We start from the raw sequence: 18,892 nt of genomic DNA, 5'->3' as shown, positions 1-18,892 counted from the left end.
ACGAAGCGGGCGCCATGGCTTATCAGATGTGGCGAACTTCGACAATCTCATACTCGATAACGCCACCCGGCGTCTTCACGGCAACCACGTCACCCTCCTCCTTGGCGATCAAGGCGCGGGCCAGTGGTGAACCCACCGAAATCTTGCCGAGTTTGAAGTCAGCTTCGTCCTCACCCACGATGTGGTAAGTGACGCGCTCATCCGTCTCGACGTTGGCGATTTCAACGGTGGTGCCGAAAATCACTTTACCGGTGTGAGGAATGGACGTGACGTCGATGATGACCTGATTCTGAATCCGGCCTTCGATGTCACGAATCCGCGCCTCGACCATCCCTTGCTGCTCGCGGGCAGCGTGGTACTCGGCGTTTTCCTTCAGGTCACCCAACTCGCGGGCCGTCCCGATGTCCTGGCTGAGCTTCGGACGGACGACCTTGGTCAGGTGAGCGTGTTCTTCTTCCAGGGCTTTGGCGCCCTGGACGGTCATTGGGTACTTGATCATGCCTTCAATCCTGCGTGTAGATCCTGCAAGCGGCGCACAGTCTTCTCGGGACCGAACTTCAACGCTTCGCAGATGGCTTCGCCAGCAGCAATAGTCGTGGTGCAGTAGATCTTGTGCTGCAGCGCGTTACGACGAATGGAGTACGAGTCGGCGATCGACTGGCGACCTTCGGTGGTGTTGATGATCAGGGTGACTTCGTCATTCTTGATCATGTCGACCACGTGCGGACGGCCTTCGGTCACCTTATTCACACGGCGCACTTTCAGGCCTGCGGCTTCGATCAGCTTGGCAGTACCGGCGGTGGCAACCACTTCGAAACCCAAGTTGATCAGATCACGGGCTACCCCTGCAACCAGTGGCTTGTCATCGTCGCGCACGCTGATGAACGCGGTACCGCCGGTCGGCAGCACTTCGCTGGCGCCCATCTGGGCCTTGGCGAATGCTTCGCCGAAGGTGTCGCCCACGCCCATCACTTCACCGGTGGACTTCATCTCTGGGCCCAGGATCGGGTCCACACCAGGGAATTTGGCGAACGGGAATACCGCCTCTTTCACGCTGTAGAAGTTAGGAATGATTTCCTTGGTGAAGCCGATTTCCTTCAGGGTTTTGCCGGCCATGACGCGCGCCGCGATCATTGCCAGGGAAACACCGATGCACTTGGACACAAAAGGTACGGTACGGGAAGCGCGCGGGTTGACTTCGATGACGTAGATGTCTTCGCCTTGCAGCGCCAACTGTACGTTCATCAGGCCGACAACGCCCAGTTCCAGGGCCATTTTCTTGACCTGTTCGCGCATCTCGTCCTGGATGTGCGCAGGCAGCGAGTACGGCGGCAGGGAGCAAGCGGAGTCACCGGAGTGAACGCCGGCCTGCTCGATGTGCTGCATGATCGCGCCGATCACCACGTCGGTGCCGTCGCAGACCGCATCCACGTCCATCTCGATGGCGCAGTTGAGGAAGTGGTCGAGCAGCACCGGGCTGTCGTTGGACACTTTCACCGCGTCACGCAGGTAGCGCTTGAGCTCTTCTTCTTCGTAGACGATTTCCATCGCACGACCGCCCAACACGTAGGACGGACGAACCACCAGCGGGTAACCGATCTTGCTGGCAGCGCGAATCGCTTCATCTTCGCTGCGCACGGTGGCGTTTGGCGGCTGGCGCAGGTTCAGGCGCTCGACCATCTGCTGGAAGCGCTCACGGTCTTCGGCGCGGTCAATGGCGTCAGGGCTGGTGCCGATGATCGGCACGCCGGCCTCTTCCAGGGCGCGTGCCAGTTTCAGCGGGGTCTGGCCGCCGTACTGGACGATTACGCCTTTTGGCTTCTCGACGCGGCAGATTTCCAGTACGTCTTCCAGGGTCACTGGCTCGAAGTACAGGCGATCGGAGGTGTCGTAGTCGGTGGAAACGGTTTCCGGGTTGCAGTTGACCATGATGGTCTCGTAACCGTCTTCGCGCAGGGCCAATGCCGCGTGCACGCAGCAGTAGTCGAACTCGATGCCCTGGCCGATACGGTTAGGACCGCCGCCGAGGATCATGATCTTGTCGCGACCCGAAGGGGCGGCTTCGCACTCTTCCTCGTAAGTCGAGTACATGTAGGCGGTGTCGGTGGCGAACTCGGCCGCGCAGGTGTCAACGCGCTTGTAGACCGGGAAGATCTCCAGCTTGTGGCGGTGACGACGCAGCGCCTTCTCGGTCACGCCCAGCAGCTTGGCCAGACGCATGTCGGAGAAGCCTTTGCGCTTGAGCTTGAACATCAGGTCGCGGTCGATGCTGGCCAGACCCAGGGTCTTGACCTTCTCTTCTTCCTTGATCAGATCTTCGATCTGCACCAGGAACCACGGGTCGATCATGTTCATGCCGAAGATGTCTTCGACCGACAGGCCGGCGCGGAAGGCATCAGCCACGTACCAGATACGCTCGGCACCCGGCACGGTCAGTTCGCGCTTGAGGATGCTCATGCTTTCCGGATTGCTCAGGTCGAGCTTCTCGTCCAGGCCGCAAACGCCCACTTCCAGGCCGCGCAACGCTTTCTGCAAGGATTCCTGGAAAGTCCGGCCGATGGCCATGACTTCACCTACTGACTTCATTTGAGTGGTCAGGCGCGCGTCGGCTTTCGGGAATTTCTCGAAGGCGAAGCGAGGCAGCTTGGTCACGACGTAGTCGATGGACGGCTCGAAGGACGCAGGCGTAGCACCGCCGGTGATTTCGTTCTGCAGTTCATCCAGGGTGTAGCCGATCGCCAGCTTGGCAGCGATGCGCGCAATAGGGAAACCGGTGGCTTTGGAGGCCAGTGCCGACGAACGGGATACCCGCGGGTTCATCTCGATGACCACCATGCGACCAGTGTCCGGGCAAATGCCGAACTGGACGTTGGAGCCGCCGGTTTCCACGCCGATCTCGCGCAGTACCGCCAGGGAGGCGTTACGCATGATCTGGTATTCCTTGTCCGTCAGGGTCTGCGCCGGCGCAACGGTGATCGAGTCACCGGTGTGCACGCCCATCGGGTCAAAGTTTTCAATGGAGCAGACGATGATGCAGTTGTCCTTCTTATCGCGGACAACCTCCATCTCGTATTCTTTCCAGCCGATCAGGGATTCGTCGATCAGCAGCTCTTTGGTTGGCGACAGGTCCAGGCCACGGGCGCAGATTTCTTCGAATTCTTCACGGTTGTACGCGATACCGCCACCGGTGCCGCCCATGGTGAAGGACGGACGGATGATGCACGGGAAGCCAAGCTTCTCGAGCACTGCGTTGGCTTCTTCCATGCTGTGGGCGATACCCGAGCGCGGGCAGTCCAGGCCGATGGATTTCATCGCCTTGTCAAAGCGCGAGCGGTCTTCAGCCTTGTCGATGGTGTCGGCATTGGCGCCGATCATCTCTACGCCGAATTTTTCCAGGACGCCTTCGCGCTCCAGGTCCAGGGCGCAGTTCAGGGCGGTCTGGCCACCCATGGTTGGCAGCAGCGCGTCCGGACGCTCTTTCTCGATGATCTTGGCAACGGTCTGCCACTTGATCGGCTCGATGTAGGTGGCGTCGGCCATGTCCGGGTCGGTCATGATGGTCGCCGGGTTGGAGTTCACCAGGATGACGCGGTAGCCCTCCTCGCGCAGGGCTTTGCAGGCCTGGGCGCCGGAGTAATCGAATTCGCAGGCCTGGCCGATCACGATCGGGCCAGCGCCGAGAATCAGGATGCTTTTAATGTCTGTACGTTTTGGCATGGGTTTGTCACTCAAATCCGCAGGTCAGTCGGCAAGCCGTCTTGTTCAATCTGTGAAGCCTTGAGGGGGCCGCCGATGGGGGCCGCCCTCAAGCTTTGCTGCATCAGGGCGAGCGATCAGCGTCGCTTGGCCATCTCGTTGATGAAGCGATCGAACAATGGCGCTACGTCGTTCGGGCCAGGGCTGGCTTCCGGGTGACCCTGGAAGCTGAAGGCGCTCTTGTCGGTACGCTCGATGCCTTGCAGGGTGCCGTCGAACAGCGATTTGTGGATCGCGCGCACGTTGGCCGGCAGGGTCGCTTCGTCCACCGCAAAACCGTGGTTCTGGCTGGTGATCATGACTACACCGCTGTCCAGGTCCTGCACCGGGTGGTTGGCACCGTGGTGGCCGTGGCCCATCTTCAGGGTCTTGGCGCCGGAGGCCAGGGCCAGCAGCTGGTGACCGAGGCAGATACCGAATACCGGGATCTCGGTTTCCAGTACGTCCTTGATCGCCTGGATCGCGTAGTCGCATGGCTCCGGATCACCCGGGCCGTTGGACAGGAACACGCCATCGGGTTTCATCGCCAGCACGTCGGCCGCTGGCGTCTGGGCCGGAACCACGGTGACGCGGCAACCGCGCTCGACCAGCATGCGCAGGATGTTCAGTTTTACGCCGTAGTCGTAGGCGACCACGTGGTACGGCAGCTCAGAAGCGTCGATGGTCGCGTGGCTGTCGGTTTTCAGATCCCAGACCGTCGAGCGCCACTCGTACTGCTCTTTGGTGCTGACGACTTTCGCCAGGTCCATGCCCTTGAGGCCCGGGAAACCCTGGGCGGCGGCGATGGCGGCTTCTTCGGAGATGTTGTCGCCGGCCATGATGCAGCCGTTCTGTGCACCTTTCTCACGCAGGATGCGGGTCAGGCGACGGGTGTCGATACCGGCGATGGCCACGACGTTGTTGGCTTTCAGGTAATCGGACAGGGACATCGTGTTGCGCCAGTTGCTCGCAACCAGTGGCAGGTCACGGATGACCAGGCCAGCGGACCAGACGCGGTCGGACTCGGCGTCTTCCGGCGTGGTGCCGGTGTTGCCGATGTGCGGGTAAGTCAGGGTAACGATCTGTTGGGCGTAGGAAGGATCGGTAAGGATTTCCTGATAGCCGGTCATGGCGGTATTGAACACCACCTCACCAACGGTTTGACCGTCGGCTCCAATTGCTTCGCCGCGAAAAATGCTGCCATCAGCAAGGGCGAGTATGGCTGGCTTAGTCAAGAAGACCTCCCGTAAATAAAGCCTGAAAGGGCGATCGCAGGTGTAAAAAAGCGGAGTGACGTATGGACACGTCACCCCGCTCATTCACTGAATTATTCTGCGCGCTTTTAGTGAACACACTAAAGCTGTAGCTTACAGAAAAAGGCCTTTTTGGTCTACCGCCAATGAGCCTTAAAGGCCGGAGAATGCGACAGGTCGTCGCTTGGCGGAGTAAAACCGGGCTCAAACGCTGCGCGCGAGCCCGATTTCCGGTGCATCTTAACGCAGGTCGAGCACGTCTTGCATGTCGTACAGACCAGGCTCACGCCCGTCCAGCCACAATGCGGCACGCACCGCACCCTTGGCGAAGGTCATGCGGCTGGAGGCCTTGTGAGTGATCTCGACGCGCTCACCGTCGGCGGCGAACAGCACCGTGTGATCGCCAACGATGTCGCCGGCACGCACGGTGGCAAAACCGATGGTCTCGCGCTCGCGAGCGCCGGTCTGCCCCTCACGACCGTACACCGCAACCTTCTTCAGATCACGGCCGAGGGCATCGGCAATCACCTCGCCCATGCGCACGGCAGTGCCTGACGGCGCATCGACTTTATGCCGATGGTGAGCCTCGGTGATTTCGATATCGACATCATCACCCAGCACCCGCGCTGCCGTATCGAGCAGTTTCAGGCACAGGTTGACGCCGACGCTGAAGTTGGCAGCGAAGACAATTGGAATGTCCTTGCCCGCCTCGGCCAGCAGCTGCTTCTCTTCGACACTGAAACCCGTTGTGCCGATGATCATCGCCTTGCCGTGCTTGCGGCAGAAGGCGAGGTTCTTCAGGGTCACTGTCGGGTGAGTGAAGTCGATCAGCACGTCGAACTCGTCGGCCACCCGAGCCAGGTCACCAGACAGCGGAACGCCAATGCGACCCAGCGCCGCCAGCTCACCGGCATCCGCACCGACCAGCGTGCTGTCGGGACGATCCACAGCCGCCGTCAGGCCGGCGCCCGGGGTTAGCTGCACGGCTTCAATCAGGGTTTTACCCATGCGCCCGGCGGCGCCCATCACTGCAATACGTCGCATGCCCGTCTCCTTACAAATCGCCGAAGAAGCGCTTCACGCCTTCGAACCAGCCGGTGGTTTTCGGCGAATGGCTGTTATCGTCCGCCAGCGAGCTGCGGAACTCTTCCAGCAATTCGCGCTGACGACGACCCAGGTTTACCGGGGTTTCGACCGCCACCCGGCACATCAGGTCGCCGGCACCGCCACCGCGCACCGGCGCAACGCCTTTGCCACGGACACGGAACTGCTTGCCGGTCTGGGTGCCCTCGGGGATCTTCAGCTTGACTCGACCATCCAGGGTCGGAATCTCCAGCTCGCCACCCAGCGCCGCATCGACGAAGCTGATCGGCACTTCACAGAACAGATGCTTGCCGTCGCGCTGGAAGATCGCGTGCTCACGCACGTTGATCACCACATAGAGGTCGCCAGTCGGGCCGCCCTGGGCGCCCGCCTCGCCTTCGCCGGACAGGCGGATGCGATCACCGGTATCAACACCGGCCGGCACTTTCACCGACAGGGTCTTGTACTCTTCGATACGACCGTCACCGTTGCAGGAATCGCACGGGTCGGAAATGATCTTGCCCTGGCCATGGCAGCGCGGGCAGGTTTGCTGTACCGAGAAGAAGCCTTGCTGCATGCGAACCTGGCCGATGCCGCCACAGGTCGGGCAGGTAACAGGCGCCGAGCCCTTCTTGGCACCCGAGCCATCGCACGGCTTGCAGTTGACCAATGTCGGAACGCGAATATTCACGGTAGTACCGCGCACCGCCTCTTCCAGGTTCAGCTCCAGCGTGTAGCGCAGGTCGCTGCCGCGCTGGGCGCCGCCACGAGCACCGCCGCGACCGCCACCGAAGAAATCGCTGAACACATCGCCAAAGATGTCGGAGAAATTCTGACCACCGAAACCTGGCCCACCACCGCCCATGCTCGGGTCGACGCCGGCATGACCGTACTGGTCGTAAGCGGCGCGCTTGCTCGAATCGGACAGCACCTCGTAGGCCTCGTTGGCCTCCTTGAACATCTCTTCCGACGCTTTGTCATCGGGATTACGGTCCGGGTGATGCTTCATTGCCAGGCGGCGGTAGGCCTTCTTCAGGTCTGCTTCGCTTGAGCCACGCTCAACACCCAACACTTCGTAATAGTCACGCTTTGCCATAAGTCTTTGCACTCTTGAGGACGTCCGGCAAACCTCTCCTGAGCCTTGCCAAACTCGTTGAGCCCCAATACAGGCCCGGACCCAACTCACGTCAATTCAACGATCCTGGTCTTTGATTCATTGCGGTACTTGCGGCGCGAAAAGCAGGAGCATTCCCGGCCATACCAGCAACATACGAACGCAGTCGCATGCTGCAAAAAATTCTCGTACTCCAGACACGCCAACGCGGGAGCAGGCTCCCGCGCGGCGACATCCTACCAGTCACCGCCTGAAGGCAGTCAACCGGGCGACCAACAACTTACTTGTTGTCTTTGACTTCTTCGAACTCAGCGTCGACGACGTCATCGGCCTTCTCAGCCTTTTCGTCCTGCGGTGCAGCGCCATCAGCAGGCTGGGCCTGTTCGGCGTACATCTTCTGCGCCACTGGAGCGGAGACTTTCGACAGCTCTTCAACCTTGGCTTCGATCGCAGCCTTGTCGTCGCCTTTGACAGCGGCTTCCAGGGCTACTACAGCCGCTTCGATTGCAGTCTTCTCTTCAGCGCTCACCTTGTCGCCAGCATCAGCGATCATTTTGCGAGTCGAGTGCACCAGCGCATCACCCTGGTTACGGGCAGCAGCCAGCTCTTCGAACTTGCGATCTTCGTCGGCGTTGGTTTCAGCATCGCGAATCATCTGCTGAATCTCTTCCTCGGACAGACCGGAGTTGGCCTTGATCACGATCGACTGAGTCTTGCCAGTGGCCTTGTCCTTGGCGCCTACGTGCAGAATGCCGTTGGCGTCGATGTCGAAGGTCACTTCAATTTGTGGCACGCCACGTGGTGCTGGTGGAATCTCGGCCAGGTCGAACTTGCCCAAAGACTTGTTCTGCGCGGCTTGCTTACGCTCACCTTGCAGCACGTGAATGGTCACAGCGCCCTGGTTGTCGTCGGCAGTCGAGAACACTTGCGATTTCTTGGTAGGAATCGTGGTGTTTTTCTCGATCAGCGCAGTCATCACGCCACCCATGGTTTCGATACCCAGGGTCAGCGGGCTGACGTCGAGCAGCAGAACGTCTTTCACGTCACCGGCCAATACTGCGCCCTGGATAGCAGCACCCATGGCAACGGCTTCGTCCGGGTTCACGTCTTTACGAGCTTCTTTACCGAAGAACTCGGTTACCAGCTTCTGAACCAGTGGCATACGGGTCTGACCGCCCACCAGGATCACGTCGTTGATAGCGCCAACGTCGATACCGGAGTCTTTCAGAGCGATGCGGCATGGTTCGATGGTGCGTTGAACCAGGTCTTCAACCAGCGCTTCCAGCTTGGCGCGGGAGATTTTCACGTTCAAGTGCTTAGGACCGGTAGCGTCTGCAGTGATGTACGGCAGGTTCACGTCGGTCGAATTGCTCGAAGACAGTTCGATCTTGGCTTTTTCAGCGGCTTCTTTCAGGCGCTGCATCGCCAGCGGGTCACCCTTGAGGTTCATGCCGCTTTCTTTCTTGAATTCGTCGACGAGGTAGTCGATCAGACGAATGTCAAAGTCTTCACCGCCCAGGAACGTGTCACCGTTGGTAGCCAGTACTTCGAACTGGTGCTCGCCATCAACCTCAGCGATTTCGATCACGGAAACGTCAAAAGTACCGCCGCCCAGGTCGTAAACGATCACGGTGTGATCGCCCTTGGCCTTGTCCATACCGTAAGCCAGAGCAGCTGCGGTTGGTTCGTTGATGATACGTTTAACGTCCAGGCCCGCGATGCGGCCGGCGTCTTTGGTCGCTTGACGCTGGCTGTCGTTGAAGTAGGCCGGAACGGTGATCACCGCTTCGGTCACTGGCTCGCCGAGGTAGTCTTCGGCGGTCTTCTTCATTTTCTTCAGAATTTCAGCCGAGATTTGTGGCGGCGACATTTTCTGGCCGTTCACTTCTACCCATGCGTCGCCGTTGTCAGCCTTGGCGATTTTGTAAGGGACCATCTTGATGTCTTTCTGTACGACTTCTTCGTCGAACTTGCGACCGATCAGACGCTTCACCGCGTACAGGGTGTTATGCGGATTGGTCACTGCCTGACGCTTGGCCGACTGGCCAACCAGGATTTCGCCATCGTTGGCGTAAGCGATGATCGACGGCGTGGTACGCGCGCCTTCAGCGTTTTCGATAACTTTGGCCTTGCCGTTTTCCATCACGGAGACGCAGGAGTTGGTAGTCCCCAGGTCGATACCGATAATTTTGCCCATTTTAATTCTCCCGAAACTTTGGATTTGGTTGCCGCAGCAGTGGTGGCTAACTGCGGTAGCACTTAAACGCTTGACTTCTAAATGGGGGCCTTGCGGCTAATTTCAAGCCTGCTCGTCAATAGAAGGCGAAACTGGCGCAGGGGCCTTGCTGACCACGACCATGGCCGGACGCAGCAGGCGACCATTGAGCTGATAGCCCTTCTGGAACACCTTGAGCACGCTGTTTGGCTCAACGTCGGCGCTTTCCTGCATGGCCATTGCCTGGTGAAGAACGGCGTTGAACGGTTCGCCATGCGGGTCGATCGCTTCCAGCTGATAACGCTTCAGGGTGTCCTGGAACATTTTCAGGGTCAGCTCGATGCCTTCACGCATTGGGCGGATGCTTTCGTCATCCGGGTTGGACAACTCCAGGCCACGCTCCAGGCTGTCGATGATCGGCAGCAGGTCGCCGGCGAATTTTTCCAGCGCAAATTTGTGAGCCTTTTCTACATCCTGCTCGGCGCGACGGCGGACGTTCTGCAGATCGGCGGCTACACGCAAAGCCTGATCCTGAGCGCCTGCCAGTTGCTCTTCGAGCACTTGTACACGGGGCGCCTGATTGGCGTCTGGATTTTGCGTATCCACTGTCTGTTCGTCAGCCATAGATTTCTCCTTTCAATTACGTCCGCGAGCTCAACTCGCGCTTCTGCCCAGCTATATGGGGCCGCAAAAATCAGCTTCAAGGGGCCGAGCGGATTAACCCTACAAAAAAGAGCTGCATTGTGATTCCACCCAGCACTAAGGGTTTCGTCGGATCAAGCGAATCGAGCTAAGCGAGGGCATTGTCAGCCAGAATGAAAACACTGTATAAATAACCAGACCTAACACCTGGGAGCGGCCCTTATGCTGGTGCACCTGTCTGTACATAACTACGCCATCGTTGAACATCTCGATCTGGAACTTGATCGCGGGATGAGCGTGATCACAGGGGAAACCGGCGCCGGCAAGTCGATCATGCTCGACGCCCTGGGCCTGACCCTGGGCGATCGCGCCGACAGCGGCGTGGTGCGACCAGGCGCAGACAAGGCCGACATCCTGGCCACCTTCGACCTCGTCGACATCCCTGAAGCCAGCGCCTGGCTGGCCGAGCGCGACCTCGACAGCGATGGGCCATGCATCCTGCGCCGGGTGATCACCGCCGAGGGCCGTTCCCGCGGCTACATCAATGGCACCCCCTGCCCCCTTGGCGACCTCAAGTCCCTGGGCGAACTGCTGATCGACATCCACAGCCAGCACGAACACCAGTCCCTGCTGAAAACCGACACCCACCGCCGCCTGCTGGACGAGTATGCCGGCGCAACCGACCTGGCCCGCCATGTTCAACTGGCCGCCCAGCGCTGGCGCCAGACCCGCCACGAACTGGACCGCCTCTCCAACTCCGGCGACGAACAGCGTGCCCGCCATCAACTGCTCAGCTACCAGCTCGAAGAACTGGAAAACCTGGGCCTTGGCGAAAACGAGCTGGAACAGCTGGAGCAGGAGCACAAGAACCTGACCAATGCCGAGACACTGCTGGGCATTTGCCGCCAAGTGGTCGAGCAATGCAGCGAAAGTGATTCGGGAAATGTCTTGAACGCCCTGACGGCCAGCCTCAATCGACTGTCGAGCGTGAACAACTCCATCGGCGCCCTGGGCGAAGCCAGCAGCCTGCTGACCAGCGCACAGATCCAGGTCGAAGAAGCCGTTGGCGAGCTAAATCGTTTCCTCGACAACTTCGATGCCGACCCCGCACGCCTGCAGTACCTGGAGGAACGCCTGGATGCGATCTACACCATGGCACGCAAGCACCGCATCCAGCCGACCGAAGTCGCGGAAATGCAGCAGAAACTGCTGGATGAAATCGAGACACTCAATGCCAACGACGAATCCATCGAGCGCTTGAGTGATGAGCTGGCGTCTTACGCCCGCCATTATCACGAGAAGGCCCGCGACCTCAGCGACCTGCGCCACCAGGCAGCAGGCAGCCTGGCCAGCGCGGTGGAACAGGAAATCCAGCGCCTGGGCATGCCCGGCGGACGCTTCAGTATCGAATTGCGCCCCAACGCCAGTGATGAACTGCTGCCTAACGGGCTGGAGCAGGTCGAATTGCTGGTCAGCGCCAACCCCGGCCAGCCACTCAAAGCCCTGGCAAAAGTGGCGTCGGGTGGCGAGTTGTCGCGAATCAGCCTGGCCATTCAGGTGATCACCGCCCAGACCTCTCGGGTGCCAACCCTGGTATTCGACGAAGTGGACGTGGGAATCGGTGGCCCCACCGCAGAAATTGTCGGCCAGTTGCTGCGCCGCCTCGGCGAACGTGGGCAGGTGCTGACGGTGACCCACTTGCCGCAGGTGGCCGCCCAAGGTCATCAACATCTATTTGTGCATAAAGTGCGCGGGGAGGACGCGACGCGTACCGCCGTGTCCAAGCTCAGCAAGAATGACCGGGTGGAAGAAGTGGCGCGCATGCTGGGCGGCATCGATCTCACCAAGGAATCCCTGGCTCACGCCAAGAAAATGGTCGTCACCGCAAAAATCTAAGCCCCCCCCCCCCCCCGTAGGAGCTGCCGCAGGCTGCGATCTTTTGATCTTGATCTTGATCGCAGCCTGCAGCAGCTCCTACAGGAACCGTTTGCAAACCCATACAAGCAGCACAAAGCACGAAGGCGACCCTGGGGTCGCCTTCGCTCGTTTCGCGAACCGAAGGTTCACGCGACATGCTTACTTTTTCTTGCGTACGTACAGCACAAGATTGTGATCAACCATCTCAAAGCCATACTTGTCGACGATGGCTTTCTGCAGACGCTCGATTTCTTCGTCGAAGAATTCGATCACTTCGCTGGTTTCGACGTCGACCATATGGTCGTGATGCTTACCGTCGTCCAGCTCGAAGACCGCATGGCCTCCGTCGAAGTTGTGCCGCACCACAAGGCCAGCTGCCTCGAACTGGGTCAGTACACGGTAAACCGTGGCCAGACCGACGTCCTCACCAGCCTCCATCAGCGCCTTGTAGACGTCCTCGGCACTCATGTGGCGTTGCTCGGCGGAATCGAGCATTTGCAGAATTTTGACCCGCGGAAGGGTCACTTTGAGGCCGGCTTTGCGTAGTTCGCTATTTTCAACCATGGTCAGCTTTCTCGCGATGCTGCTTCGCAGCTTCTCTTAATGCGGGTATGATCGGCGTTTACGTTGTCCCAGCCAAGATAGTGGAAGTCGCCCACCGATGCAAAACACCAAGCTCTTGCTAACCAGTTTCACCTTTGTGGGACTGCTCGCACTCGCCGGTTGTTCATTCCCCGGGGTTTACAAAATCGACATCCAGCAGGGCAATGTCGTCACGCAGGACATGATAGACCAGTTACGCCCGGGAATGACCCGTCGGCAAGTACGGTTTATCATGGGCAACCCCCTGCTGACTGACACGTTCCATGCCGATCGCTGGGATTACCTGTACAGCCTGCAACCCGGTGGCGGTGAACGCCAACAGGAACGCATTAGCGTTATCTTCAACCCAAATGACCAGCTTGTCAGCCTTTCCGGTGATTTCATGCCGGGAGTCAGCCGTGACGAAGCCATTCTCGGCCAGGATGGCGGCACTAATGTGACCGCACCTGCAGAGAACGTCGAGAAGCCGAAACCGGAAAAACCGGTCAAGCCAGGCTCGTTGCTGGACCAGATCCAGAAGGACGTGGATGGCGTAGAAACCGTTCCGGTCCCGACTCCGGAGCCCCTGGACACTTCGCCGCAATAATTTGCGACGCATTAAAAAAACCCGGCATGCCGGGTTTTTTATTGTCTGCAGTTCAGCGATTACTGATTACGCGCCCTGGCTTCAGCCGCTTTTGCTGCGCGCAGCCGCCGAACCTCCTTGGGGTCCGCCAGCAATGGCCGGTAAATCTCGATCCGGTCACCGGCCTGGGCCAGCCGGCTTTGCGGATCGGCCACCACCTTGCCGAAGATCCCAAGCGGGCACTCGTCAAGATTAAGCTCGGGAAACGTCTCGCCAACCCCGGAGCGCCGCAAAACCTCGCGCACGGTCAGCCCCGGTGGCACGCTCACCGCCAACAACAGCTGGCGATCAACGGCGGCGTACACCACCTCAACGTCGATCATGACCTCAACCATGCATTTGCTTGGCACGCTGGCAGAACGCATCCACCAGGGTATTGGCGGCCTGGTTGAACAGCGGCCCCAAGGTCGCGCGAACGATCGGGCCGGCGTAATCAAACGACAGATCGAGGCTGATCTTGCAGGCCTTCTCGCCCAACGCCTTGAACACCCAGACGCCATGCAGCTGATTGAACGGACCTTCTTCCAGGTTCATCTCGATGGACTGGCCGGGCACCAGCGTATTGCGCGTCACGAAATGCTGGCTGAGGCCCCCCTTCGCCACGCCGACACTGGCGCGCATATGCTCGGCAGAACTCTCCAGGACCTCGGCAGACGAACACCAGGGCAGGAATTCCGGATAGCGCGCCACGTCGTTGACCAGGTCATACAGCGCTTGCGCCGGATACGGCAGCAGGGCCGAACGTTGAATATGTGTCGTCATGTCAGCGTCACTTCCACAGCTGGGCGGCAAACACTACAAGAATGCCGATGGGCGCCACATAGCGCATCAAAAACAGGGACAGGGCGAACAGTGCCGGGCTGCGGATCGACAATTCGTCGCGCACCGCTTCACGGCCCATCACCCAGCCTGCAAACACCACGAAACATAACCCGCCAAGGGGCAACATGATTCGCGAGGTGAAGAAATCGATCACGCCGAAGAAGTCCAATCCCCCGGCCGCACCCCATTGATAGAGGTGAAACAGCCCGCCTTCGTTCACGAAAAACTTGGCTTGCTTCCAGATATTGAAGGAAAACACCGTGCCCAGCCCCACGAACCAGCAAGTGAACGCCAGCCAGAACGTGACCCAGGCGCGGCTGACCTTGGTGCGTTCAACCAGGTAGGCCACCATCGGTTCGAGCAGGGAAATCGCCGAACTCCAGGCCGCAACGGCCACCAGCACGAAGAACACTACGCCCATCAGTTGGCCGAAGGCTACGTTACCGAAGGCGAAAGGCAGGCTGACAAACATCAGCCCTGGACCTTCGCTCGGGTTCAGGCCGGCCGCGAACACGATCGGGAACAGGGCAAGTCCGGCGACCAGGGACACGAAGGTATCCAGCAGGGCCACGCCGACAACCGTGCCGGAAATCGACGAATCCTTCGGCATGTAGGCGCCGTAGATCATGATCGAACCAACGCCGACACTGAGGGAGAAGAACGCATGGCCCATGGCGGGCAGCAGGCCATCAAGGACTTTTTCCGGATGGAAGTCGAACATGAAATGCACGCCTTCCATGAAGTGGCCCGTGGTCATGCTGTAACCCAGCAACACCAGGATCATCACGAACAGCAGTGGCATCATGATCCGCAGGCTGCGCTCGAGCCCGGCGACGACGCCCTTGGCGATCACCACGGCCGACAGCAGCATGAATATTGTGTGCCAAAGTGTCAGGCGCCAGGGGTCGGCAATGACATTACCGAAATACGAGCCGACCTGATCAGGTGTCGCGCCCTGGAAATCGCCACGCCCCATGTCGATGATGTAATCCAGCGACCAGCCGCCCACCACACTGTAGAAAGACAGGATCAGCAACGCCGTGATCATGCCGGCGAAGGCGCCCCAGGACCACTTGCCCGAATGCCCGGCCTCGATGGCCAGCACCTTCAAGGCATTCGCCGGGCTTTGCCGCGCACGGCGTCCGATCAGGGTTTCGGCCAGCATGACCGGCACCCCGATCAGCGCGATGCAGGCCAGGAACATCAGCACAAAGGCGCCGCCGCCATAGACGCCGACCATGTAGGGGAATTTCCAGATACTACCCAGGCCCACGGCCGAACCGGTCGCGGCGAGTATGAAGACCCAGCGGCTAGCCCAACTGCCGTGGACAGAAACCTTGTCTGTCGACATCGTTATCACGCCCAAGCGTTCAAAAAAGAGCGCGCATTGTCCGGGATTCAATCAACCTGCTCAAGCACGTAGCGATACCGTAGCCGACTCGCTTGCAACTCCCTATAATGCCGCCCCTATGGCTAAACAGAAGAAACACCCCACAGGGACCATCGCGCAAAATAAAAAGGCGCGACACGATTACTTCATCGAACATCGGTTCGAGGCTGGTCTGGTCCTGGCCGGCTGGGAAGTAAAGAGTTTGCGGGCGAGCAAGCTACAACTGGTTGACAGTTATGTACTGCTCAAGGATGGCGAAGCCTGGCTGCTTGGCAGCCATATCACGCCACTGATGACCGCAAGCACCCATGTCATTGCTGACCCGACCCGCACGCGCAAGTTGCTGCTGAATCGGCGCGAGCTGGAAAAGCTGGCCGCCGCCGTGCAGCAGAAGGGTTACGCCTGCGTATGCCTGTCCTGGTACTGGAGCAAGCACATGGTCAAGTGCGAGATCGCTCTGGGCAAGGGCAAGAAGGAATACGACAAGCGCGACACTGAACGCGAGCGCGACGCCGGTCGTGAGCTGCAGCGTGCGGTGCGGAACAAGGGCAAGGAAGATTAATTTTCTTTTTGCTTGAATCCGCTTTCGCGGGCAAGCCCGCTCCCACACTGGATTTGTGAACGACACAAAACCACTGTGGGAGCGGGCTTGCCCGCGAATGCAATCTCGAAAACCCTACAAATCTTACTGACTACATCCCCTTGCGCCGCTCCGCCCGAGCCACGCGCTGCACTTCCTGACGCACCTCCTCCAGCACCTCCTGCACATACAGGATATGCCTGCTGGACACTTCTCGCGCCTGCTCGGCACGCCCCTCGATAATCGCCAGGTACAGCTCCCGGTGCTGAGTGATCAGCATGTCGCGGGTTTCCGTGCGCTGCTTGTACATCCCGCCGATGTTAGTCACGACATTGCGCTTGAGCAGATCGAACAGCCCGCGAATCGTGTGCAACAACACGGCGTTGTGGCTGGCTTCGGCAATCGCCAGGTGAAATTTCGCATCCGCGGCGCCCTCCTCCGCGCGACTGATTTCATCGTGTCGCGTGTAGCAGTCCTGCAGCTGATTAAATGCCGCAGTCAATCGCTCGCGATCCACATCGGTAGCGCGCAGCGCCGCGTAATAGGCGCATGACGCTTCCAGGGTGTGGCGAAACTCGAGCAAATCGCGCTGGGCCTCGGGATTGCTTTCGAGCAGATGCAGCAACGGATCGCTGAACGTCGTGCCCAGGGATTCGACCACATAGTTGCCACCGCCCTGACGACTGACCAGCAAGCCCTTGGCCGCCAGTTTCTGGATCGCTTCGCGTAACGACGGCCGCGAAACGCCGAACTGCTCGGCCAGCGCACGCTCGGCAGGCAAGCGCTCACCGGCCTTGAGCGTGCCCTCGAGAATCATCCCCTCGAGCTGCTCGACAATATCGTCAGACAAACGGCGCTGCCGAATCTGATCAAACCCCATGACTCATTTCTCCACGATCCCGACCACTCGCCGGGCTCTCTATTCTGGCCTATCGGCGTTGCGCAGGCACCTGCCAGACACTGTTAAGTCGAACAAAAAATCGATCCGCCAGGCGCACCTAAGACGAAAGTTTGCGGGAGGCAAATTGACACACCCCCCAGAAGGCTTTTACCCTAGCCAACAGCGATTGTAAATTGGTATTACCAATTATCCAAGAACGCTGACCAGTGCCTGACCAACAACAATTAGGGGCCACCCCATATGCAAACCTGGCAACAGCTCTATACCCCGCTCGGCAGCCTTGGCTTCTCCGCGCTCGCCGCCGTTATCCCCATCGTGTTTTTCTTCCTGGCGCTGGCGGTGTTCCGCCTCAAAGGGCACGTGGCCGGCAGTATCACGCTGGCGTTGTCCATCGCCGTCGCCATCTTTGCTTTCCAGATGCCCGTCGACATGGCGTTCGCCGCCGCAGGCTATGGCTTCGCCTACGGCCTGTGGCCGATTGCGTGGATCATTGTCGCCGCTGTGTTCCTCTACAAACTGACGGTCAAGAGTGGTCAGTTCGAGGTCATCCGCAGCTCGGTGTTGTCGATCACCGATGACCAGCGCCTGCAGGTTCTGCTGATCGGTTTCTGCTTCGGTGCGTTCCTGGAAGGTGCTGCCGGTTTCGGTGCGCCGGTAGCGATTACCGCCGCATTGCTGGTAGGGCTCGGCTTCAACCCACTGTACGCCGCGGGCCTGTGTCTGATCGCCAACACCGCGCCAGTGGCCTTCGGCGCCTTGGGGATTCCGATCATCGTGGCCGGGCAAGTGACCGGCATCGACGCGTTCAAGATCGGCGCCATGACCGGTCGCCAACTGCCGCTGCTGTCGCTGTTCGTGCCGTTCTGGCTGGTGTTCATGATGGACGGCCTGCGCGGCGTTCGTGAAACCTGGCCTGCTGCGCTGGTCGCCGGCTTGAGCTTTGCCATCACTCAATACTTCACGTCGAACTTCATCGGTCCTGAGCTGCCGGACATCACCTCGGCCCTGGCCAGCCTGATTTCCCTGACGCTGTTCCTGAAAGTCTGGCAGCCAAAACGCGCCGCCGGCCAACACATCGCCGGTGCCGTCTCGGCCTCGGTGGTGACCGCCAGCGCCGGTGGTTTCGGCCAACCGCGCACCAGCGTGGCATCCCCTTACAGCCTGTTCGAAATCATCAAAGCCTGGTCGCCGTTCCTGATTCTCACCGTGCTGGTCACCATCTGGACCCTCAAACCGTTCAAGGCAATGTTTGCCGCCGGCGGCTCGATGTACAGCTGGGTATTCAACTTCGCGATTCCGCACCTGGATCAGATGGTGATTAAAGTCGCACCGATCGTGACTGCGCCAACCGCCATTCCAGCGGTGTTCAAGCTCGACCCGATTTCCGCCACCGGCACGGCGATTTTCTTCTCCGCGCTGATCTCGATGCTGGTACTGAAGATCAATTTCAAAACTGGTCTGACCACTTTGAAAGAGACCTTCTACGAACTGCGCTGGCCGATTCTGTCCATCGGTATGGTCCTGGCCTTTGCCTTCGTCACCAACTACTCGGGCATGTCTTCGACCATGGCGCTGGTATTGGCAGGCACCGGCGCGGCCTTCCCGTTCTTCTCGCCGTTCCTCGGCTGGCTGGGGGTGTTCCTGACCGGTTCCGACACGTCGTCCAACGCGCTGTTCAGTTCGTTGCAAGCGACCACCGCGCACCAGATCGGCGTCAGTGATGTGCTGCTGGTAGCGGCAAACACCAGCGGCGGCGTGACCGGCAAGATGATCTCGCCGCAATCGATCGCCGTGGCCTGCGCCGCGACCGGCCTGGTGGGCAAGGAGTCGGATCTGTTCCGCTTCACCCTCAAGCACAGCCTGTTCTTTGCAACGATCGTCGGCCTGATCACCTACATCCAGGCCTACTGGCTCACCGGCATGCTGGTGCACTAAGACCTAGAAGCAGCATCGAAAAAACCGACGCCGGACCACGACTCCGGCGTCAGCTATTCACAACCCGGTCTGTAAGG

General features: G+C 59.6%; 16 protein-coding genes. 4 read left to right on the top strand and 12 right to left on the bottom strand.

What is annotated here, in order from left to right; genetic code table 11:
• Positions 1-22 precede the first annotated feature (22 nt).
• From greA to grpE, 7 genes are all read right to left on the bottom strand, one after another.
• Positions 23-499, bottom strand: coding sequence for a transcription elongation factor GreA (greA, locus tag HYI44_RS21905; RefSeq protein ID WP_008029775.1), 477 nt, complete (start codon positions 497-499; stop codon positions 23-25).
• Positions 496-3,717, bottom strand: coding sequence for a carbamoyl-phosphate synthase large subunit (carB, locus tag HYI44_RS21900; RefSeq protein WP_045060049.1), 3,222 nt, complete (start codon positions 3,715-3,717; stop codon positions 496-498). The genes greA and carB overlap by 4 nt, the downstream gene beginning before the upstream one ends.
• A gap of 116 nt (positions 3,718-3,833) precedes the next feature.
• A complete protein-coding gene (gene carA / locus HYI44_RS21895; RefSeq protein WP_045060050.1) occupies positions 3,834-4,970 on the bottom strand; it encodes a glutamine-hydrolyzing carbamoyl-phosphate synthase small subunit in 1,137 nt (378 codons plus the stop codon).
• 258 nt (positions 4,971-5,228) lie between these two features.
• Positions 5,229-6,032 carry a 4-hydroxy-tetrahydrodipicolinate reductase gene (dapB, locus tag HYI44_RS21890; RefSeq protein ID WP_122837460.1) on the bottom strand — a complete coding sequence of 268 codons (804 nt, stop codon included), beginning with the start codon at positions 6,030-6,032 and terminating at the stop codon, positions 5,229-5,231.
• Between the two features lie 10 nt (positions 6,033-6,042).
• Entirely contained in the window at positions 6,043-7,167 is a 1,125-nt protein-coding gene (dnaJ, locus tag HYI44_RS21885) for a molecular chaperone DnaJ (protein ID WP_045060052.1), read from the bottom strand.
• Positions 7,168-7,465: 298 nt separating this feature from the next.
• Entirely contained in the window at positions 7,466-9,382 is a 1,917-nt protein-coding gene (gene dnaK, locus HYI44_RS21880) for a molecular chaperone DnaK (RefSeq protein ID WP_122837459.1), read from the bottom strand.
• Between the two features lie 102 nt (positions 9,383-9,484).
• Positions 9,485-10,024, bottom strand: a complete 540-nt coding sequence (grpE, locus tag HYI44_RS21875) for a nucleotide exchange factor GrpE (protein WP_225570526.1) — start codon at positions 10,022-10,024, stop codon at positions 9,485-9,487.
• A gap of 240 nt (positions 10,025-10,264) precedes the next feature.
• Between grpE and recN the strand changes: the two genes are divergently transcribed.
• The gene (gene recN / locus HYI44_RS21870) at positions 10,265-11,938 is read left to right on the top strand and encodes a DNA repair protein RecN (RefSeq protein ID WP_122837457.1); all 1,674 of its coding nucleotides are present in this window, start codon (positions 10,265-10,267) and stop codon (positions 11,936-11,938) included.
• A gap of 180 nt (positions 11,939-12,118) precedes the next feature.
• Here recN and fur read toward each other — a convergent pair whose 3' ends face one another.
• Entirely contained in the window at positions 12,119-12,523 is a 405-nt protein-coding gene (gene fur, locus HYI44_RS21865) for a ferric iron uptake transcriptional regulator (protein ID WP_045060056.1), read from the bottom strand.
• A 97-nt stretch (positions 12,524-12,620) separates the two neighbouring features.
• On the opposite strand from fur, the gene HYI44_RS21860 reads away from it, so the two are divergent.
• Positions 12,621-13,148, top strand: coding sequence for an outer membrane protein assembly factor BamE (locus HYI44_RS21860; protein ID WP_045060057.1), 528 nt, complete (start codon positions 12,621-12,623; stop codon positions 13,146-13,148).
• A gap of 59 nt (positions 13,149-13,207) precedes the next feature.
• On the opposite strand, the gene HYI44_RS21855 is transcribed toward HYI44_RS21860, so the two are convergent.
• Genes HYI44_RS21855 through HYI44_RS21845 form a run of 3 tightly spaced genes read right to left on the bottom strand, consistent with a single transcriptional unit; the run spans position 13,208 to position 15,360 of the window.
• Positions 13,208-13,522 (bottom strand): RnfH family protein, encoded by a 315-nt coding sequence (locus HYI44_RS21855; RefSeq protein ID WP_225570525.1) that lies wholly within the window; start codon positions 13,520-13,522, stop codon positions 13,208-13,210.
• Complete coding sequence (locus tag HYI44_RS21850; RefSeq protein ID WP_045060059.1) at positions 13,515-13,949, bottom strand: type II toxin-antitoxin system RatA family toxin; 435 nt, start codon at positions 13,947-13,949, stop codon at positions 13,515-13,517. Before HYI44_RS21850 ends, HYI44_RS21855 begins: the two co-directional genes overlap by 8 nt.
• Before the next feature lie 7 nt (positions 13,950-13,956).
• Entirely contained in the window at positions 13,957-15,360 is a 1,404-nt protein-coding gene (locus HYI44_RS21845; protein WP_225570524.1) for a sodium-dependent transporter, read from the bottom strand.
• Positions 15,361-15,478: 118 nt separating this feature from the next.
• Between HYI44_RS21845 and smpB the strand changes: the two genes are divergently transcribed.
• Complete coding sequence (gene smpB / locus HYI44_RS21840; RefSeq protein ID WP_028623113.1) at positions 15,479-15,961, top strand: SsrA-binding protein SmpB; 483 nt, start codon at positions 15,479-15,481, stop codon at positions 15,959-15,961.
• A 130-nt stretch (positions 15,962-16,091) separates the two neighbouring features.
• Here the strand turns inward: smpB and HYI44_RS21835 are convergent, their stop codons facing one another.
• Entirely contained in the window at positions 16,092-16,859 is a 768-nt protein-coding gene (locus HYI44_RS21835; protein ID WP_122837454.1) for a GntR family transcriptional regulator, read from the bottom strand.
• Positions 16,860-17,120: 261 nt separating this feature from the next.
• Between HYI44_RS21835 and HYI44_RS21830 the strand changes: the two genes are divergently transcribed.
• Positions 17,121-18,815 (top strand): lactate permease LctP family transporter, encoded by a 1,695-nt coding sequence (locus HYI44_RS21830; protein ID WP_225570523.1) that lies wholly within the window; start codon positions 17,121-17,123, stop codon positions 18,813-18,815.
• Positions 18,816-18,892 lie beyond the last annotated feature (77 nt).

The organism is Pseudomonas sp. Y24-6 (assembly GCF_020295325.1).
In the GTDB taxonomy this organism is placed as follows: Bacteria; Pseudomonadota; Gammaproteobacteria; order Pseudomonadales; family Pseudomonadaceae; genus Aquipseudomonas; species Aquipseudomonas gregormendelii.
This window is presented reverse-complemented; position numbering and strand designations above follow the sequence as displayed.